This is a genomic window from Geobacillus sp. GHH01 (genome assembly GCF_000336445.1).
Classification (GTDB): Bacteria; Bacillota; Bacilli; order Bacillales; family Anoxybacillaceae; genus Geobacillus; species Geobacillus zalihae.
In genome coordinates this window covers 1,803,948-1,819,531 of the sequence record NC_020210.1, presented here as the reverse complement: position 1 = coordinate 1,819,531, position 15,584 = coordinate 1,803,948, and the positions used below count along the sequence as shown (strand labels likewise).

Here is a 15,584-nt window from a genome sequence, read left to right as displayed (position 1 = left end):
CTGTTTTTATGATCGAAAAGAGTACGGCTGTTACGTCGTCACAGTAGTGTTGGAGCTTGGAGCGAATTGGACAATTTCGAGCACAACCGGGGTGTTAGCTGGAATCGAGCCGCTTCCGGTCGGGACGGTAATGGACAGTGACCCGACGCCGGTAGCTCCTGGGGTGTACGTCGATATCCCTTCCATTTGCAAAACGCCGTTAATGTACACGTTAAAGTAGCTATTGTTAGTTGCCAATGCTGGCAGCTGTGTCGCTTGGCTGCCGTCGTCTTGCAAAAAGCTGGCTGCGTCGATCGTTAAGGTTGCTCCTTCTGCTGTTTCAGCTGTTGTGATGTAAAAAAATCTTGCGACGTCTGGTGCAACCTCTGTCGTGGTAGTAGCGGCGACAAACAATTTAATTAATTGCAAAGCCATACAATCTCCCCTTCTCCATTTTGTGTTTAACATGCTGTGGCCCCGAAGCTGAGCCAATTATCATCCGTTCTTTTTAGTATCTGGAACTCTGTTGGCAATCAGCCGGTGCCATAGGTTCATTTTATTGTATGGATTAATTACAGAGGATGGCTCGGCGATTGCCGTAATGGGAGAAAAATGATGTTTTTGCCCTGCTATACCAGCCTGTTTTACCAGTGAATTTGAATTATGAAACAAACATTTTAAACGAATTTGGTCGTTTTATGATCCTGTTATAATAGACGGAATTAAGTGGAATATAGTGATTTTTTACTACCGTTCATTAACCTGCCATTTTGTTTGCTATTCACTTTGAAGATGGGAGGTGAATATACTAATGCAAAATATCTTGCGGAGTGAAATGATCACGAAACAATATGGTGTGTTTGGGTGAGCAAACGAATGAAACGGACATCTTCAACAGCAAAACATGTGATTGCTGCTTCCAAAGTATACGATTGGACCCATGCTGTACTGACCATTCCCCTCCGTGTGGCGCTCCACTTCCCTCCGCGTGTCTTGCAGGCGGAAACGTACCAGTATAACACCATATCAGACGGAGTGAAAACCGTCTATACAGACGGCGATGAACTGAGAGAGTACGGCGACCGCGGTATTTTAGATCCGAAACATGTATCATGGATCAACTTGTTTATTAATGGGGTGCTGCAACCGGAAAAACTGTATGAGGTGGAAAAGGGGAAACTGACGTTGAAAACAGCCGAGCCGCCGCCAAAAGGTGCGCCGATTATTCTTCAATTTATTACCATTAAAATGGGCTTCTAAATTTTTTTGCCCCTCCAGCTGCGGATTTGGTTCTTAGAAAAGAGTGTTTTCAACAATGGTGAAGCCTTGGAGAGAGCTCCAAGGCTTGGCTCGTCATCCCCTGAAATATTGTTCGATAAAATCTTTAACAAGAGGAGAGAGTTCGTTTGGCAATTCATGAAAAGGGAAGAATTTCACTTCCAGCGATTCTTCCCCGTCTTCTTTCAGTTCTCCACCGCGGATATCACGGGTGAGATAAACAACAGTGACTGGGTAATATTGATCTCCATTAGGCAGCCGAACAAAATATTTTTTTCCAGAAAACACATCGACTAGTTCCAGTTTGCCGATTTCCAGCCCTGTTTCTTCCCACACTTCCCGCCGGGCTGCTTCTTCTGCGGACTCCCCCAACTCCAACAAACCGCCGGGCAGTCCCCATAAGCCGTCGCGGCGTTTCTGCAATAAAATCCGCCCGCATTCATCGGTGACAGCGACCCCGGCTCCCGCCAAGATGATCGGCCGGGTTCCAATGATTTTTCGCAGTTCTTCAATGTATCCCATGTGCACGCTCCTTTCATGGCCATCGATGGCATAGTATATGTTTGGTCGCTGACAATGGCCGCGGCGGTTGATAGAAAGCGAAACGAAATCGCTCGTTTGATGGCGGCCAAACGGGTGCGTTTAGCCCCGTTTGTTCTGAATGATGCCGTTTAGAGACATGCGGCCGTGGACGGTTCTCTTCATTGATTTTTCAAACGAAAATATAGTATGCTGATAGCGCAGCGATGATGAATGTGGAGGGATGAGGGCAATGTCAATGGCTTACGAAGACTATATGCGCCAACTCGTGCAGCCGATGCGCGATGAACTTGTCCGCGCCGGTTTCCGCGAATTGCGCACAAGCGAAGAAGTCGAGCAGTTTATGAAACAAGTGGAAGGAACGACGTTTGTTTTTGTCAACTCAGTGTGCGGCTGCGCCGCTGGATTGGCGCGCCCCGCGGCGACGCAGGCGGTGTTGCGGAGCGAGAAAAAGCCGGACCATTTGGTGACGGTGTTCGCTGGCCAGGATAAGGAAGCGACAGCGAAAATGCGCGAGTACTTTGTCGGTTATCCGCCGTCTTCGCCGTCGATGGCGCTCTTAAAGGGGAAAGAAGTCGTTCACTTCATTCCGCGCGAAGACATCGAGTTTCACTCGATGGAGGACGTGATGGAAAATATTTTGGCTGCGTTTGACAAATATTGCGGCTGATGCGGTGCGAGCGAGGAGCGAACCGCTTGCGTTGATTCGCTTTCGTTCCGCATACAACGGCGCGTTGGCGGGAACGATAAGGGCGGAGGTGATCGGGCGTGCCGAAGCGGAAAAAAGATCGTTCGAAAACGGGCGTCAGCGCCCCAGATGTTCGAGGGCAAGGCACGACGGAGACGGAGACAGGCGCGTTCGAGCTTGACTCTGCCCGCAAAAAAACAAAAATCGATTAAAAAGGAGCTCCCGATGCGGGGCTCCTTTTGTCGTTTTCATGCGCAAACTCCCTTCGCATCCAACAGAATGCCAAGGGAGCTGGATGGATCGCCAAGAGCGTTTAGGCGTTGGCGATACAACTATAAATAAAGTAAAGCAATGTAATGAGGCTGGCCGCAAAAAAGATCGTGTTCATGTTTCATTTTTCCCGCCTTTCTGTCTATATTTTCGCTGAGAATCTATGATACACTATTCATGTGAACTACCCCCACTTCGCTTTGCTTGAAGTGGGAGCTTCTCAGTTCCACGACGAAAGCATTCTTTCGTCTCCCTGAGCGTGACTTCGGGTCGTCCCAACCCTAGGCATCCGACGATTCGGAGTTCTTTCGCGCCTTGGATATTTTACGCATGGAAGGCTTTGCTTGGTTTTCGCATTGGATATTCTCCATGCAACCCCCTATATCCAGTTCACAAAGAACATGATATACCTTGATTTTATCATGTGTTTTGGCTGACGCCAACCGACATCCATTTGTCGCTGATCGCTGGGCTGCAACCTTCACGCGGTTGAAGCGGGTGTCTTCTTTCGGAACTATGATAAAAGTATATACCAACAAAAGCAAAAAGAAAATGCAGTTTTTGTCTTGTCAAGGGAGAGGAAGACGAAATGAAAAAAGCGAAACGAATGAACGCGTTTTCGGCATCGATTTTCGCCGAGTTGACGGCGTATCGTCAAAAGCAGCGCCACCTTCATGACGAGTGGATCGACTTGAGCGTTGGCAGCCCGGATTTGCCCCCGGCGCCGTTTGTGCGTGAGGCGATCGCCCGCTACGCCAACGAGCCGAATGCGTACGGCTACACATTAAAGGGCATTCGCGAGTTTCATGAAGCGGTCGCCGATTATTATCGGACGGCGCATGGCGTTGTGCTCGATCCAGAGACGGAAGTGACGTACGTGATCGGGTCACAAGACGGGCTCGTTCATTTGCCGATGGTGTTCGCTGACCCGGGGGATGTCATTCTATTGCCGGATCCCGGGTACCCGGCGTATGCGGCGGGGGTGGCGATGGCGGAAGCGATGCCGTATTTTCTGCCGCTGAGGGAGGAAAACAGCTTTTTGCCGGATTTGCGTGCGATCCCGGAGGACATCGCCAAACGGGCGGCGATCATGTTTCTTAACTTTCCAGGGAATCCGGTGCCCGCCGTAGCGACAGAATCATTTTATCGCGAAGTGGTTGAGTTTGCGAAGCGGTACGATATCCTCGTTGTTTCCGATTTTGCTTACGGCGAGCTGTATTATGACGGAAACAAACCGGTGAGTTTTCTTTCTGTTCCAGGCGCAAAGGACGTTGGCGTGGAGATCAATTCGTTGTCAAAAAGCTACAACATGGCCGGCTGCCGGGTCGGCTACTTATGCGGAAATGCCGAGGTGATTCGTGCGTTTGCCGAGTTTAAGTCCAATTTGGATTACGGCATTTTTTGGCCGCTGCAAAAAGCGGCCGCGGAAGTGCTCCGCCATGGCGCCGGCTTTTGCGCCCAGAGCCGCATGATGTATCAAGCGCGCCGCGATGTGCTCGTGGATGGACTCGCTGACATCGGTTGGACGGTTGACCGTCCGCAAGCCGGCATGTTCGTGTGGGCGAAAATTCCGGACGGATGGACGTCGCTTTCGTTTGCGAAGGCGCTCATCGACCAAGCCGGCGTCGTTGTGACGCCTGGGCACGCGTTTGGGCCGAGCGGCGAAGGGTATGTGCGCATCGCCCTTGTCCAGCCGGAAGAAGTGTTGCGCCGGGCGGTCGCAAAATTAAAAGCGACCGGCTTGTTCGCGTCTCCGGCCGCTGATCGGCGGTAGCGGGAGGTGAAGGCGATGAAGCTGCCGTCTTGGCTTCGAAAAACGCTTGTTGCCGCCATTACCGTCTGCACGTTTGGACTCGTCACACCGCCCGCTTCGCTGCTCGCGGCCAAAGATCCGCCGTCAGATGATGCATCGTCTTCCGACTGGCAGCACAGTCCAACAAGTCGTGCCGAGGAAGCGGTTTCGTTGACGCGAGCTCAATTCATTGAGCGGACGATGGAAAAGGCCGTTGCCCAGTCCCATGAAAAATTCGGCCGCAAAATCGCTCCGGTCATTGAAGATGAGTTTCGCGCCGTCATTTTGCCGCGCATGGAAGAAGTGATCGCCGAGCTTGCCGATCGTTATCCGGAAGAGGAGCTCCGCTATTTGGCTGTTTCGGAAAATCCGTCTGGCGGGCAAGGAGAACGCATTTTTCATTTGTATCGGGCGGATACGGGAGAGGATTTGATCCGCTTTCACGTCCGCCGCGAACATCCGCCGCAAGACGGATATTGGTTTCAGTTTCACTATCATACATGCGATGATGGGTTTCAAGCCCATCATGAACTCGGGAAAATCTACTGGTCAAAAAATACGCCGCCGAACTGGCGGACGTAGCAGGCCGCGGTTCTTTCCTTATTTTGCGCGTTTTTTCCCGCTTCGTTCTATGATATGATTTTCATAGATTGAAAGAAGCGGGGGAACCACGATGAAACGGCTGTTCACTAGTTTGTTGGCGGCGCTGTTCGCCGTTCCGCTTCTATCGTTCTCACCGTATCCGGCTGCCCATGGCGTGCTGCTTGAAGAAAGCAGCCTTGGTCTTAGGGGTGTTCCGTCTCATGATGTGCTTGGCCGCATCATCATCGTGCCGGAGACGGAGTTTTCCGCCTCTGAAGCGAATGAAATGATCCGGACGCTCGCCCGCATTGATCGCACGATTTTAGAGCAGGCGGCGGACCACCATATTTACATCCAACTGTTGACCGGCCCGATCACCGATGAGCCGACGGCCCGCCATTTGCGCGGAAAAACGCCGCGCGGTTATATGCCGGGTTCGAAAACATGGGATGACGTGCCGGGCATCGGTGGGTCGCATTTAGTGCTTGTCCGCCTCGGCCATAGCGAAAAAGGAAAAGGGCATGGCTCGGTCAATTTGGAGCTGCATGAGTTTGCTCATTCGCTCGATTACATCGTATTTGACCGCATTCATGAAACGGACGAATTTCAAGCGATTTGGCGGGAGGAGGCGCCGCGGCTCTTTCCTGGCGAATATTATTTTTTGACTTATCCGGAAGAGTATTTTGCCGAGTCGTTTGCCTATTATTATGCAAGCGACAAGACGCGGCAAACGTTGCGGGCGGCAGCGCCGAGAACATATGCGTTGATCCGCGGATTGGCGGAACGGGCCTCGTAAAAGGCTCGTTTTTTTATGGACAAGTGGTTCACCATGCGTTGCTTTATGGTATGATAGAGCGTGAGGTGAGAACATTGCGGCAATATTTGCAGCTTTTGGAGGATATTTTGGAAAACGGCGTCGAAAAAGAAGACCGCACGGGCGTCGGCACGCTGTCGGTGTTCGGCCGCCAGCTCCGCTTCAACTTGCAAGATGGATTTCCGCTCGTGACAACGAAAAAATTGCATATCCGCTCCATCATTTATGAACTGCTTTGGTTTTTAAAAGGCGATACGAACGTCCGCTATTTGCAGGAGAATGGCGTGACGATTTGGGACGAGTGGGCGGACGAAAACGGCGATCTCGGCCCGATTTACGGCGCGCAATGGCGCTCATGGAAAGGGGCGGACGGGAAAACAATCGACCAGATCGCGTGGGTCGTCGAGGAGATCAAACGAAATCCGAATTCACGCCGGTTGCTTGTGAGCGCTTGGAACGTAGCGGAATTAGACGAGATGAAGCTGCCGCCGTGCCATTATGCCTTTCAGTTTTATGTCGCGAACGGTCGGTTGTCGTGCATGTGGCAGCAGCGCTCCGTTGATACGTTTTTAGGGCTGCCGTTTAACATTGCCAGCTACGCGCTGTTGACGCATATGATCGCCCAGCAATGCGATCTCGATGTCGGCGAACTCATTTTCACCGGCGGTGATGTCCATTTGTACAAAAACCATCTCGAACAGGCGAAACTGCAGCTGACGCGCGAGCCGCGCCCGCTGCCGAAGCTCGTGATCAAACGGAAGCCGCCGTCCATTTTCGATTACGAATACGACGATTTTGAAATTGTCGGCTACAACCCGCATCCGACGATTAAAGCACCGGTGGCTGTGTAAAGGAGAGGACGCGATGATTTCGCACATTGTGGCAATGGATGAAAACCGGGTGATCGGCAAAGACAACCGCTTGCCTTGGCATTTGCCGGCCGATTTGGCGTATTTTAAACGGGTGACAATGGGCCATGCCATCGTGATGGGGCGCAAGACGTTTGAAGCGATCGGCCGGCCGCTTCCCGGCCGCGATAACGTCGTTGTCACGCGCAACCGCTCGTTTCGTCCGGAAGGCTGCCTTGTGCTTCATTCGCTCGAGGAAGTCAAGCAATGGATCGCATCGCGCGCTGATGAAGTGTTTATCATCGGCGGGGCCGAACTGTTTCGGGCGACGATGCCGATTGTCGACCGGCTGTATGTGACAAAAATTTTTGCTTCCTTCCCCGGCGATACGTTTTATCCGCCCATTTCTGACGATGAATGGGAAATCGTTTCCTATACGCCAGGAGGGAAAGATGAAAAGAATCCGTATGAACACGCCTTTATCATTTATGAGCGGAAAAAGGCGAAATAGATGGGACACGGGCATGGATATGCGTTTGTCGTTGGCGTACGAAACGTTTGCGAGACGCCCCCAAAAACGGGGCGTCTTTTTGTTTGAGATCGGAACATTTTGAAAACGTGTTTCTGCATAGAAGCGGGGCGAAAAAGGAACGATAATCAATAGAACCACAATGGAAATGGAGGAAGACGATGAAACATATCGTTCCGTTTGTCGTCAAGCTCGCTGCTTGGAGCGTCGTCTTGTTTTCGATGTTTACGATCTTCGATGCCCCGCTTTCCTTGATTTCACTCATGACGATCGTGACGGCGCTTGTTTCTTATATGATCGGCGATCTGTTCGTGTTGCCGCGCGTCGGCCATTTTGTCGCTGCCGCTCTTGACGTGCCGCTTTCCTTTTTGCTTATTTGGCCGGTCAGCTTTGCCCTCATTGCCCCGTCCGTCAACATGGCATACGGCGCGTTTTTCAGCGCCTTGGCGATCGGGGCGGTTGAAGCGTTTTTCCATTTGTATATGGAAAACCATGTGCACGAAGAAGCAAGACGGGAAGAAGCGCACCGCTGGTATGATGAAGGAAGATGGGCGACGGAATTTGCCGAGGAAGAAGAGTTCAAAAAAGAGGACGACCGGGCATAGCGCCGGTCGTTTTTTCTGTCCGCTTGCGCATGAAGAAGTAGTTCGCTGTACATATGCTGCACAATTCGCCGCGTTGCCGTCTGGCAGGACGGCTAGGGAGAGGTTTCGAGCAGGAAGGATGACGCTCATCGGATGGCGTCAGGCCAAAAGCGTGAATCCGGCCGGCGGAAGCGTCCAGTATCCGGTAAAGCGGGGCCATCGCGATGTTCACGAGCCCGCTTCCCTTCATCCTCATAAAACTTTTCGAAAATTCCCTTTTCTTTTTGCGAATTTGTGATATAATCTACAAATCAAAGACAACTTAGAAAAGAAAGGGAACGAGAACATGGAACAACAGCTGAAACGGAAGCAAGGGGCAGTATACGTCGAGGACATTTTGATCGCGTATCATACGCTGAAGGATGTTGTTTTCCATACGCCACTGCAAAAAAATCCGCTGTTATCCGAACGCTACGAGTGCAATGTCTACTTAAAGCGCGAGGATTTGCAAGTCGTGCGTTCGTTTAAGCTGCGCGGGGCGTACAACCGGATGAAGCATTTAACCGATGAGGAGCGGAGAAACGGGGTGGTATGCGCCAGCGCCGGCAACCATGCCCAAGGGGTGGCCTATTCATGCCGGGCGCTTGGCGTGCATGGGAAAATTTATATGCCGGCGACGACGCCTCGGCAAAAAGTGTCGCAAGTGCAGCTGTTTGGCAAAGACATGGTCGAGATCGTGCTTGTCGGCGACACGTTTGACGATTCCTACAACGAAGCGGTGAAGTGCGCCGAGGCGGAAGGGCGGACGTTCATCCATCCGTTTGATGATGAATACGTCATCGCCGGACAGGGGACGATTGGCGTCGAGGTGCTCAACGACTGCGATGAACCGATCGACTTTTTGTTCGCCAGCATCGGCGGCGGCGGATTGATGGCTGGGCTGGGGACGTATGTGAAAAGCATTTCTCCGTCCACCAAAGTCATCGGGGTTGAGCCGGCCGGCGCCCCATCGATGAAAGCGGCGCTCGAGCACGGACATGTGGTGACGCTCGATGAAATCGACAAGTTCGTTGACGGCGCTGCCGTCAAGACGGTCGGGGAAAAGACATTCGCCTTATGCCGCGGGGTGCTTGATGACATCGTCGTCGTTCCAGAAGGAAAAGTATGCACGACGATTTTGGAGCTGTACAACGAAAACGCCATTGTCGCTGAACCGGCAGGGGCGCTGCCGATCGCTGCGCTTGATTTTTACAAGGAACAAATCCGCGGCAAGACGGTCGTTTGCGTGGTGAGCGGCGGCAACAACGACATTGACCGGATGCAGGAAATCAAGGAGCGCTCGATGATTTACGAAGGACTGCAGCACTATTTCATCGTCAACTTCCCGCAGCGGGCTGGGGCGTTGCGTGAGTTTTTGGATGAAGTGCTTGGGCCGACGGATGACATCACCCGGTTTGAATACACGAAGAAAAACAACAAAGAAAGCGGACCGGCGCTTGTGGGCATCGAGCTGAAACGGCGCGAAGACTACGCGCCGCTCATCGAGCGGATGAAGAAAAAAGGCTTCCCGTTCCAAGAGGTCAACAAAGACCCGAACTTGTTCCATCTATTGATTTGACGAAAAAAGTCGGAACAAATTCGCCGCATTCCGACATACTTTTTCACCGGATTGGTGTATAATAAAAGTAAATCGGTGAAAAAGAGGATTGATATTTTGCTATTCAAAAGCCTCGAGTTCAAAAACGCATATGGACAGAAGGTCAAGATTATCGAAATTCCTGTATTGGAGGAAGAGAACACATACCGATTCATGATCCAACTGCGCTTGGAGGCGTTTATTGCAAAGGTGTACCGATCGAGAACGAGCCGTTCTGTGTATTCGTTCCGCGAACATTTGAAGAAAGTGCTGAAATGGCCTGTATATGAACAGATCTTTAAAGAAACGGCGTTAAAGCATAATGCATGACTGTTGTTGTTTTGCCCTTGGCGGCAAAACAACTTTTTTTTGGTGGGATTTTCGCCGGTTTCATTATATAATGGAAACGAGATCATCAGTATTAGGAGTGAACGAATGAAATCAATCAAAATTGTAACCGACTCAACGGTCGATGTGCCGGCGGCGGTGCTTGCCGAGCACGGCGTTGAAGTCGTTCCGCTTCATTTGACAGTGGATGGGGAGGCGTTTATCGACCGGGTGACGATCACCCCGGAACAATTTATGGCGAAAATGAAAGCGGCGCGCGAACTGCCGAAAAGTTCGCAGCCATCGGTGGGAGAATTTCTCGCCGTTTACGACCGGCTCGGAGCGGACGGCAGCGAGATTGTGTCGATCCATATGGCTGGCGAGCTGAGCGGTACGGTCCGTGCGGCTGAACATGCGGCCGCTTTGACAGAGGCAGCGGTCACCGTCGTGGATTCACAATTTATTTCCTGTGCGTTGGGGTTTCAAGTGCTCGAAGCAGCACGTTTGGCCAAGGCGGGCAGAAGCGTCGCCGATATCATCCGGCGGCTTGACGAAATACGCCGTTGCACGCGGCTGTATGTTGTGCTTGATACGCTTGAGCATTTGGTGAAAGGCGGCCGCATCGGCCGCGGCAAAGCGCTCATCGGTTCGCTTTTGCGTATTAAGCCGATCGCCGCTCTGGTTGACGGGCTGTATACGCCGGTTGCCCAGGTTCGCAGCTTTTCGCAAGCGGTGTCCCATTTGGCGGGCCGTCTTGTCGAGGAACAAGGGGCCAAACGGGTAGAGAAAATCGCCATCGCCCATGCCGATGCTCCTCGGTGGGCGGAGCGGCTCAAGGAAGCGGTGACAGACATCATCGGCTATTCGCCGATTGACATCGTTGAAACAACGCCGGTCATTTCCATTCACACCGGTCCCGGGGCGCTGGCGCTCATGTACTACGCCGAGGAAGCGCCGCTTGATGAATAAACGCCGTTATTGGCGGCATCAACATATTTTGGTCGAAAAGGAAGGACCTATCGATGTGGAAACGAATCGCACTTTTTCTCGTTGTTCTTTTGCTGGCGGCGTGCGGAAAAACGATTCCGGACGCCAAAAACTGGCCGGTTGAGGACTTTACGTTTGTCGATCAGTCTGGTCAGCCGTTTGGACTTCGCGACTTGAAAGGAAAAGTGTGGGTCGCCGATTTTATTTTTACAAATTGCGAAACGGTTTGTCCGCCGATGACGGCCCATATGGCCAAGCTAAAGCAAATGGCAAAGAAAGAAGGACTGGATGTCGAGTTTGTCTCCTTCAGCGTCGACCCGGAAGTCGACACGCCGGAAAAACTGGCGGCGTATGCGAAGCAATTTACAGATGATCTAGCAAACTGGCATTTGCTGACTGGATACAGCCCGGCCGAGATCAGCGAGTTGGCGCAAAAAAGCTTTAAAACGATCGTGCAAAAGCCGGCCAATGACGACCAAGTCGTGCATGGCACCAGTTTTTATTTGGTCGGGCCAGACGGAAAAGTGGTTCAGACGTACAGCGGCGTGCAAGATGTGCCATACGAAACAATTTTAGAGCATATCAAAATCGTGCAGTCGTCGCAATGAGGCAAAAACGGCTACCGCCTTTTTGCCTTCTTTTCGTCTTTCCCCTTGTTGCGGCAAAAGGCAGGTGTCAAACAATGAGACGGTGGGGATGGTTGTTGTGCTGCTGGCTGCTCGCCGGATGCGTGTCGCTTTCGGCGGGCGGAAAGCCGGAGCGCCCGCATGAAGCCGCCGTCAAGCAGACGGAAGCAAAGCCGCTTCCGAAAGATATACATTTGGTCGCTTTAGGCGATTCGTTGACGGAAGGAGTGGGGGACGGCGAAAGGAAAGGCGGGTATGTCGGCCGCCTTGTCCCGCTCCTTTCGGCAGAAGACGGGGTGCGGACAGTCACCGTAGCGAATTTCGGGAAACGCGGCCGGCGCATCGCTGAATTGGAACCAGTCATTCACGCCCATCAAGCGGAGCTCGGGCGGGCTGATATGATCTTGATCACCATTGGCGGCAACGATGTGATGAATGTCGTCCGCTCGCACTTTTTAGACTTGTCGCGCCAGCGGTTTCAGCAAGCCACGGAAATATTTGCCGACCGACTGGATCATCTATTGATCTCGCTTCGCACGATCAATCCGGATGCGGTCATTGTGCTTGTGGGTCTATACAATCCGTTTTCCACGACGTTGCCGAATATTCCGGAAATCAATGATGTCATTACCGAGTGGAACAAGGCAAGCCAGGCGGTGCTTTCCCGTTATGACCGAACGATTTTCGTTGATATTCAAGACATCTTCATCGACCGCGACGAATTGCTTCATCGCGACGAATTTCATCCGAATGCCGCAGGATACGAACAGATGGCCATGCGAGTGCATGAAGCGTTAGATCAACAAAAAGAGTGGTGGGTAGGGAGCTTATTGCAATGAATTGGAAACGAGCGTTTTGGATGTTGGCGGCTGTCAACGCCGCGGTTCTTGTTTGGACTGTCGCCTGGCTGTTCGAACCCACTTCACCGGTGAAGCGGCCGGCGCGCCCAAATGTGGAGGGAGCTTCGTTTACAGTATACTCGAAGAAGGAGCATTTGAACGCCGTCATGAACGACTATTTGGCAGAAAAAACGAAAGGCCATCCGCTGCAATACCGCGTTTGGCTCGCCGATCGCGTCTATGTTTCAAGCGAAATCCCCATTTTAGGCCGCTCGGTCGAACTTGTCGTCTCGTTTGTGCCCAAAGTAATCAAAGGAGGGAATGTCGAGCTCACGGAGCCGACGATTTCGCTCGGCGACTGGAAGCTGCCAGTGACGTATGTGCTTCGCTACTTGCAAAAGCACGCCCCGCTGCCGGATGAAGTGGCGATTGACCCGGAGCACACCCGCGTCTACGTCGCGCTCACGGACATTCGCTTTGGCAACGGCTATCAAGTGGCGGCAAAAAAAATCGATTTGGCCGCCGATGAGATCGTGTTTACCTTAACAATTCCGACGAAGCAGCACCAGTAAAAAAGACTGTCCGCGTGTGCAGGACAGTCTTTTTTGCGGTTAGGAGCTTCTTTGTCACCCGCTTTTCCGATGCTTCAGATGAGACGGAGCCCTTTTGGATAAAAGTTTTTCACCGTTCCTTTCACTTCTTTCCCCCAGGCGAACGGAAATCCATCCACGGTCACAAGCAGCCAACCGCGGTCGCCGCCGGTGGAAAGCGTCTCGCCGCGCCAATATTGGACGATTTCGCGGCTTGCGCTCGATAGGTCAAGCACATGTTTCGCTTCCTCTGTCCGCAGCGCCAAGGCAAGGGCATGGTTCGGCTCAAACCGCTCTTTTTTCACATCCCCTAAGTGCAACCCGGCGCGGACGATTTTCAAACCGGACAAATCCGGGCAACGCTCGGGCAACACAGTCAAATGGGCGCCAAATGACACGAACGTGCCGTCTCGCTCTGTCCGCAATGCCTCTTGTTCAAACTGGCGATACAGGCGGATAGCGGCTTTTGGCGCGCTCGATTTCGCCCACCGCCCTCGCCAAGGTGAGGTGGGCCGCTGTTTTTGGAGTTTGGCGACAAAATGCCCTTCCCCTTTCAGACGGTGCGGCCAAAGGCGGGCGGCGTGGACGAGATCGGATCGATTGGTTTTCGTCCATTCCGGCCGCCCTGGCTCAAGCCCTCCCGCTTTGGCGATCGGCAACAGCCGCAAGTCATCGTGCGCCTCAAGCAGCCATTCAATCGTTTGCTCGTTTTCCTCCGGAGAGAACGTGCACGTGGAATAGACGAGAATGCCGCCTTCTTTCAGCATCGCATAGGCGCTTTCCAAAATGCGCCGCTGTCTGGCCGCACATTCTTCCACATAAGCCGGGCTCCAAAACGAAGCGGCCTCTTCATCCTTGCGAAACATGCCTTCGCCGGAACAGGGGGCGTCGACTAAAATTTTGTCAAAAAAGCCCGGAAACCGCTCGGCAAGCGCCTCGGGAGTTTCATTGACGACAACGGTGTTCGTCAAGCCGAACCGTTCGACGTTCTCTGCGAGCGCTTTGACCCGTTTCGGGTGGATTTCGTTGGCGACAAGCAGCCCTTTGTTTTCCATCATCGCTCCAAGCTGGGTCGTTTTCCCACCAGGGGCGGCGCACAAGTCGAGCACTGTCTCCCCAGGGGCGGGACGCAGCGCTTCGGCGACCGCCATCGCGCTCGGTTCTTGAATGTAATACAGGCCGGCCGCATGGTACGGATGCTTTCCCGGCTGTTGGTCCGGCTCATAATAAAACCCGGTCGGGCAAAACGGCACCGGGGAAAGGGAAAAGGGCGCCGTTTTTGCCCATGCGCCCGGGTCGGTTTTCAACGGATTGACGCGCAAGCCGTTGATTTTTTCGTTTTCATAAACAGCGAAAAACTCGTCTGCTTCTTCATCAAGCAGCTTCTTCATTTTCGCGACAAATGCTTCCGGCAATCTCAACGCAGCAAATCTCCTTTCTCCGTCCGTTGTCATGAGCGTTTGCCTGGCCATTTCACTTTTGGCTCCGTTTTGTTCAAGATGCGCTTGATGTTGGCGCGATGACGATAAAAGATAAACGAAGCCAGCAACAACACTGCCACCGTCAATGGAATGTCGTCCGTGAAAAAGACGGTGTACACGACCGCGTACAGCGCCGCGGCCATCGATGACAGGGAGACGTAGCGTGAAACAGCCAAGACGACAAGAAACACGGCGATGAGCGACAAAAAGAACAACGGCGAATAAAACAGCATCACCCCGCCCGATGTCGCCACCGCCTTGCCGCCGCGGAACTTGGCGAACACCGGATACATATGGCCGACAACTGCCACCGCCCCGGCCAAAAGCGGATGCACGGGGACGGAAAAAAGCATCGGCAAGCTCGCCGCCAGCGTCCCTTTTAGCATATCGCCGACAATGACGATCGTTCCCGCTTTCGCCCCAAGCACGCGGAACGTGTTTGTTCCCCCAAGATTGCCGCTTCCATGTTCGCGGATGTCGATCCCGTAGCCGATTTTCCCGACAAGAAGGCCAAACGGAATCGAGCCGAGAAGATAAGCAAGAAGCAAAATGAGTGCGGTCATCGAATCAAACACCCTTTACTCAACAAGTTTGTGCATGTTTCTATTTTAACATGCATGAGCGAAAACGGTAGACAGGAATTTTGCATTTCAAGGACATAGCCGCTAAACTGAAAAGAAGAAACGGGCTGTCGGAACGTCCGTCCGACCCCGGACCGATGAGAAAGGAGCGACCATGATGAAAACGACGGTTGTATGGAACGGAAACATGTCATTCAGCGGCCAAAGCGCTTCCGGTGTCACCATTCCGATCGACGCGGCCAAAGACGTCGGCGGCAACGATTCAGGCGCTCGGCCGATGGAGCTTTTGCTTCACGCCTTAGCCGGCTGCACCGGCATTGACATCGTTTTGATCTTGCGGAAAATGCGGCTTGATGTCCGCGCGTTTTCGATGGAAGTCGAAGGAACGCGCGCCGATGACCACCCAAAGCGGTTTACAGAGATTCATATTCATTACGCGCTCGAAGGCGATTTGCCGGAAGACAAGGTCGTCCGCGCCATTCGGTTGTCAAAAGAAAAATATTGTTCCGTTTCCCATTCGTTAAATGCCGCCATTACAGCGAGCTATTCGATCAACGGCGTGCGCGGGAAGGAGACGATCTAACAAGGAGAAGGGCTTGACGTTCATGGCCGT

Annotated in this window: 20 protein-coding genes; 16 read left to right on the top strand and 4 right to left on the bottom strand. The window is 52.7% G+C overall.

The window, feature by feature from the left end; genetic code table 11:
* Positions 1-30: 30 nt before the first annotated feature.
* The gene (locus GHH_RS09010; RefSeq protein ID WP_011231275.1) at positions 31-414 is read right to left on the bottom strand and encodes a DUF4183 domain-containing protein; all 384 of its coding nucleotides are present in this window, start codon (positions 412-414) and stop codon (positions 31-33) included.
* A 441-nt stretch (positions 415-855) separates the two neighbouring features.
* On the opposite strand from GHH_RS09010, the gene GHH_RS09005 reads away from it, so the two are divergent.
* Positions 856-1,239 (top strand): DUF4183 domain-containing protein, encoded by a 384-nt coding sequence (locus GHH_RS09005; protein WP_015374894.1) that lies wholly within the window; start codon positions 856-858, stop codon positions 1,237-1,239.
* Between the two features lie 93 nt (positions 1,240-1,332).
* Here the strand turns inward: GHH_RS09005 and GHH_RS09000 are convergent, their stop codons facing one another.
* Positions 1,333-1,779 carry an NUDIX hydrolase gene (locus tag GHH_RS09000; protein ID WP_011231274.1) on the bottom strand — a complete coding sequence of 149 codons (447 nt, stop codon included), beginning with the start codon at positions 1,777-1,779 and terminating at the stop codon, positions 1,333-1,335.
* Positions 1,780-2,029: 250 nt separating this feature from the next.
* Here GHH_RS09000 and GHH_RS08995 point away from each other — a divergent pair, with 250 nt between their 5' ends.
* From GHH_RS08995 to GHH_RS08935, 14 genes are all read left to right on the top strand, one after another.
* Positions 2,030-2,467 (top strand): BrxA/BrxB family bacilliredoxin, encoded by a 438-nt coding sequence (locus tag GHH_RS08995; RefSeq protein ID WP_011231273.1) that lies wholly within the window; start codon positions 2,030-2,032, stop codon positions 2,465-2,467.
* Positions 2,468-2,565: 98 nt separating this feature from the next.
* On the top strand, positions 2,566-2,697 hold the full coding sequence (locus GHH_RS18240) for a YuzL family protein (RefSeq protein ID WP_011231272.1): 132 nt from the start codon (positions 2,566-2,568) through the stop codon (positions 2,695-2,697).
* A 647-nt stretch (positions 2,698-3,344) separates the two neighbouring features.
* On the top strand, positions 3,345-4,529 hold the full coding sequence (locus GHH_RS08990; protein ID WP_011231271.1) for an LL-diaminopimelate aminotransferase: 1,185 nt from the start codon (positions 3,345-3,347) through the stop codon (positions 4,527-4,529).
* Positions 4,530-4,550: 21 nt separating this feature from the next.
* Positions 4,551-5,129 carry a YpjP family protein gene (locus GHH_RS08985; RefSeq protein WP_031213148.1) on the top strand — a complete coding sequence of 193 codons (579 nt, stop codon included), beginning with the start codon at positions 4,551-4,553 and terminating at the stop codon, positions 5,127-5,129.
* A 91-nt stretch (positions 5,130-5,220) separates the two neighbouring features.
* On the top strand, positions 5,221-5,925 hold the full coding sequence (locus GHH_RS08980; RefSeq protein ID WP_011231269.1) for a hypothetical protein: 705 nt from the start codon (positions 5,221-5,223) through the stop codon (positions 5,923-5,925).
* Between the two features lie 74 nt (positions 5,926-5,999).
* Positions 6,000-6,794 carry a thymidylate synthase gene (gene thyA / locus GHH_RS08975; protein WP_011231268.1) on the top strand — a complete coding sequence of 265 codons (795 nt, stop codon included), beginning with the start codon at positions 6,000-6,002 and terminating at the stop codon, positions 6,792-6,794.
* A 13-nt stretch (positions 6,795-6,807) separates the two neighbouring features.
* Entirely contained in the window at positions 6,808-7,302 is a 495-nt protein-coding gene (locus GHH_RS08970) for a dihydrofolate reductase (protein WP_011231267.1), read from the top strand.
* A gap of 179 nt (positions 7,303-7,481) precedes the next feature.
* On the top strand, positions 7,482-7,925 hold the full coding sequence (locus tag GHH_RS08965; RefSeq protein WP_011231266.1) for a YndM family protein: 444 nt from the start codon (positions 7,482-7,484) through the stop codon (positions 7,923-7,925).
* A 325-nt stretch (positions 7,926-8,250) separates the two neighbouring features.
* The gene (gene ilvA, locus GHH_RS08960) at positions 8,251-9,522 is read left to right on the top strand and encodes a threonine ammonia-lyase IlvA (protein WP_015374892.1); all 1,272 of its coding nucleotides are present in this window, start codon (positions 8,251-8,253) and stop codon (positions 9,520-9,522) included.
* 96 nt (positions 9,523-9,618) lie between these two features.
* Positions 9,619-9,870 carry a YpmP family protein gene (locus GHH_RS08955; protein ID WP_015374891.1) on the top strand — a complete coding sequence of 84 codons (252 nt, stop codon included), beginning with the start codon at positions 9,619-9,621 and terminating at the stop codon, positions 9,868-9,870.
* 105 nt (positions 9,871-9,975) lie between these two features.
* Positions 9,976-10,836, top strand: coding sequence for a DegV family protein (locus GHH_RS08950; protein ID WP_011231263.1), 861 nt, complete (start codon positions 9,976-9,978; stop codon positions 10,834-10,836).
* Positions 10,837-10,889: 53 nt separating this feature from the next.
* Entirely contained in the window at positions 10,890-11,462 is a 573-nt protein-coding gene (locus GHH_RS08945; RefSeq protein ID WP_011231262.1) for an SCO family protein, read from the top strand.
* Between the two features lie 74 nt (positions 11,463-11,536).
* Positions 11,537-12,319: an SGNH/GDSL hydrolase family protein gene (locus GHH_RS08940; protein ID WP_011231261.1), complete on the top strand. Its 783-nt coding sequence runs from the start codon at positions 11,537-11,539 to the stop codon at positions 12,317-12,319.
* Positions 12,316-12,891 (top strand): YpmS family protein, encoded by a 576-nt coding sequence (locus GHH_RS08935; protein WP_011231260.1) that lies wholly within the window; start codon positions 12,316-12,318, stop codon positions 12,889-12,891. Before GHH_RS08940 ends, GHH_RS08935 begins: the two co-directional genes overlap by 4 nt.
* Positions 12,892-12,965: 74 nt before the next feature.
* On the opposite strand, the gene GHH_RS08930 is transcribed toward GHH_RS08935, so the two are convergent.
* Both GHH_RS08930 and plsY read right to left on the bottom strand, forming a co-directional pair.
* Complete coding sequence (locus GHH_RS08930) at positions 12,966-14,330, bottom strand: RsmF rRNA methyltransferase first C-terminal domain-containing protein (protein WP_015374889.1); 1,365 nt, start codon at positions 14,328-14,330, stop codon at positions 12,966-12,968.
* A 29-nt stretch (positions 14,331-14,359) separates the two neighbouring features.
* Positions 14,360-14,953: a glycerol-3-phosphate 1-O-acyltransferase PlsY gene (gene plsY / locus GHH_RS08925; RefSeq protein WP_015374888.1), complete on the bottom strand. Its 594-nt coding sequence runs from the start codon at positions 14,951-14,953 to the stop codon at positions 14,360-14,362.
* Between the two features lie 175 nt (positions 14,954-15,128).
* On the opposite strand from plsY, the gene GHH_RS08920 reads away from it, so the two are divergent.
* On the top strand, positions 15,129-15,554 hold the full coding sequence (locus GHH_RS08920; RefSeq protein WP_015374887.1) for an OsmC family protein: 426 nt from the start codon (positions 15,129-15,131) through the stop codon (positions 15,552-15,554).
* Positions 15,555-15,584: the final 30 nt, after the last annotated feature.

Excerpts from the sequence above, each read along its gene's own strand:
- GHH_RS08920 (WP_015374887.1), top strand. The coding sequence starts at position 15,129 with ATGAAAACGACGGTTGTATGGAACGGAAACATGTCATTCAGCGGCCAA.
- GHH_RS08945 (WP_011231262.1), top strand. The coding sequence starts at position 10,890 with ATGTGGAAACGAATCGCACTTTTTCTCGTTGTTCTTTTGCTGGCGGCG.
- GHH_RS08980 (WP_011231269.1), top strand. The coding sequence starts at position 5,221 with ATGAAACGGCTGTTCACTAGTTTGTTGGCGGCGCTGTTCGCCGTTCCG.
- GHH_RS08995 (WP_011231273.1), top strand. The coding sequence starts at position 2,030 with ATGTCAATGGCTTACGAAGACTATATGCGCCAACTCGTGCAGCCGATG.
- GHH_RS08990 (WP_011231271.1), top strand. The coding sequence starts at position 3,345 with ATGAAAAAAGCGAAACGAATGAACGCGTTTTCGGCATCGATTTTCGCC.
- GHH_RS09005 (WP_015374894.1), top strand. The coding sequence starts at position 856 with ATGAAACGGACATCTTCAACAGCAAAACATGTGATTGCTGCTTCCAAA.
- plsY (WP_015374888.1), bottom strand. The coding sequence starts at position 14,953 with ATGACCGCACTCATTTTGCTTCTTGCTTATCTTCTCGGCTCGATTCCG.
- GHH_RS08940 (WP_011231261.1), top strand. The coding sequence starts at position 11,537 with ATGAGACGGTGGGGATGGTTGTTGTGCTGCTGGCTGCTCGCCGGATGC.
- GHH_RS08935 (WP_011231260.1), top strand. The coding sequence starts at position 12,316 with ATGAATTGGAAACGAGCGTTTTGGATGTTGGCGGCTGTCAACGCCGCG.
- GHH_RS08965 (WP_011231266.1), top strand. The coding sequence starts at position 7,482 with ATGAAACATATCGTTCCGTTTGTCGTCAAGCTCGCTGCTTGGAGCGTC.
- GHH_RS09000 (WP_011231274.1), bottom strand. The coding sequence starts at position 1,779 with ATGGGATACATTGAAGAACTGCGAAAAATCATTGGAACCCGGCCGATC.
- GHH_RS08970 (WP_011231267.1), top strand. The coding sequence starts at position 6,808 with ATGATTTCGCACATTGTGGCAATGGATGAAAACCGGGTGATCGGCAAA.
- GHH_RS09010 (WP_011231275.1), bottom strand. The coding sequence starts at position 414 with ATGGCTTTGCAATTAATTAAATTGTTTGTCGCCGCTACTACCACGACA.
- GHH_RS08950 (WP_011231263.1), top strand. The coding sequence starts at position 9,976 with ATGAAATCAATCAAAATTGTAACCGACTCAACGGTCGATGTGCCGGCG.
- ilvA (WP_015374892.1), top strand. The coding sequence starts at position 8,251 with ATGGAACAACAGCTGAAACGGAAGCAAGGGGCAGTATACGTCGAGGAC.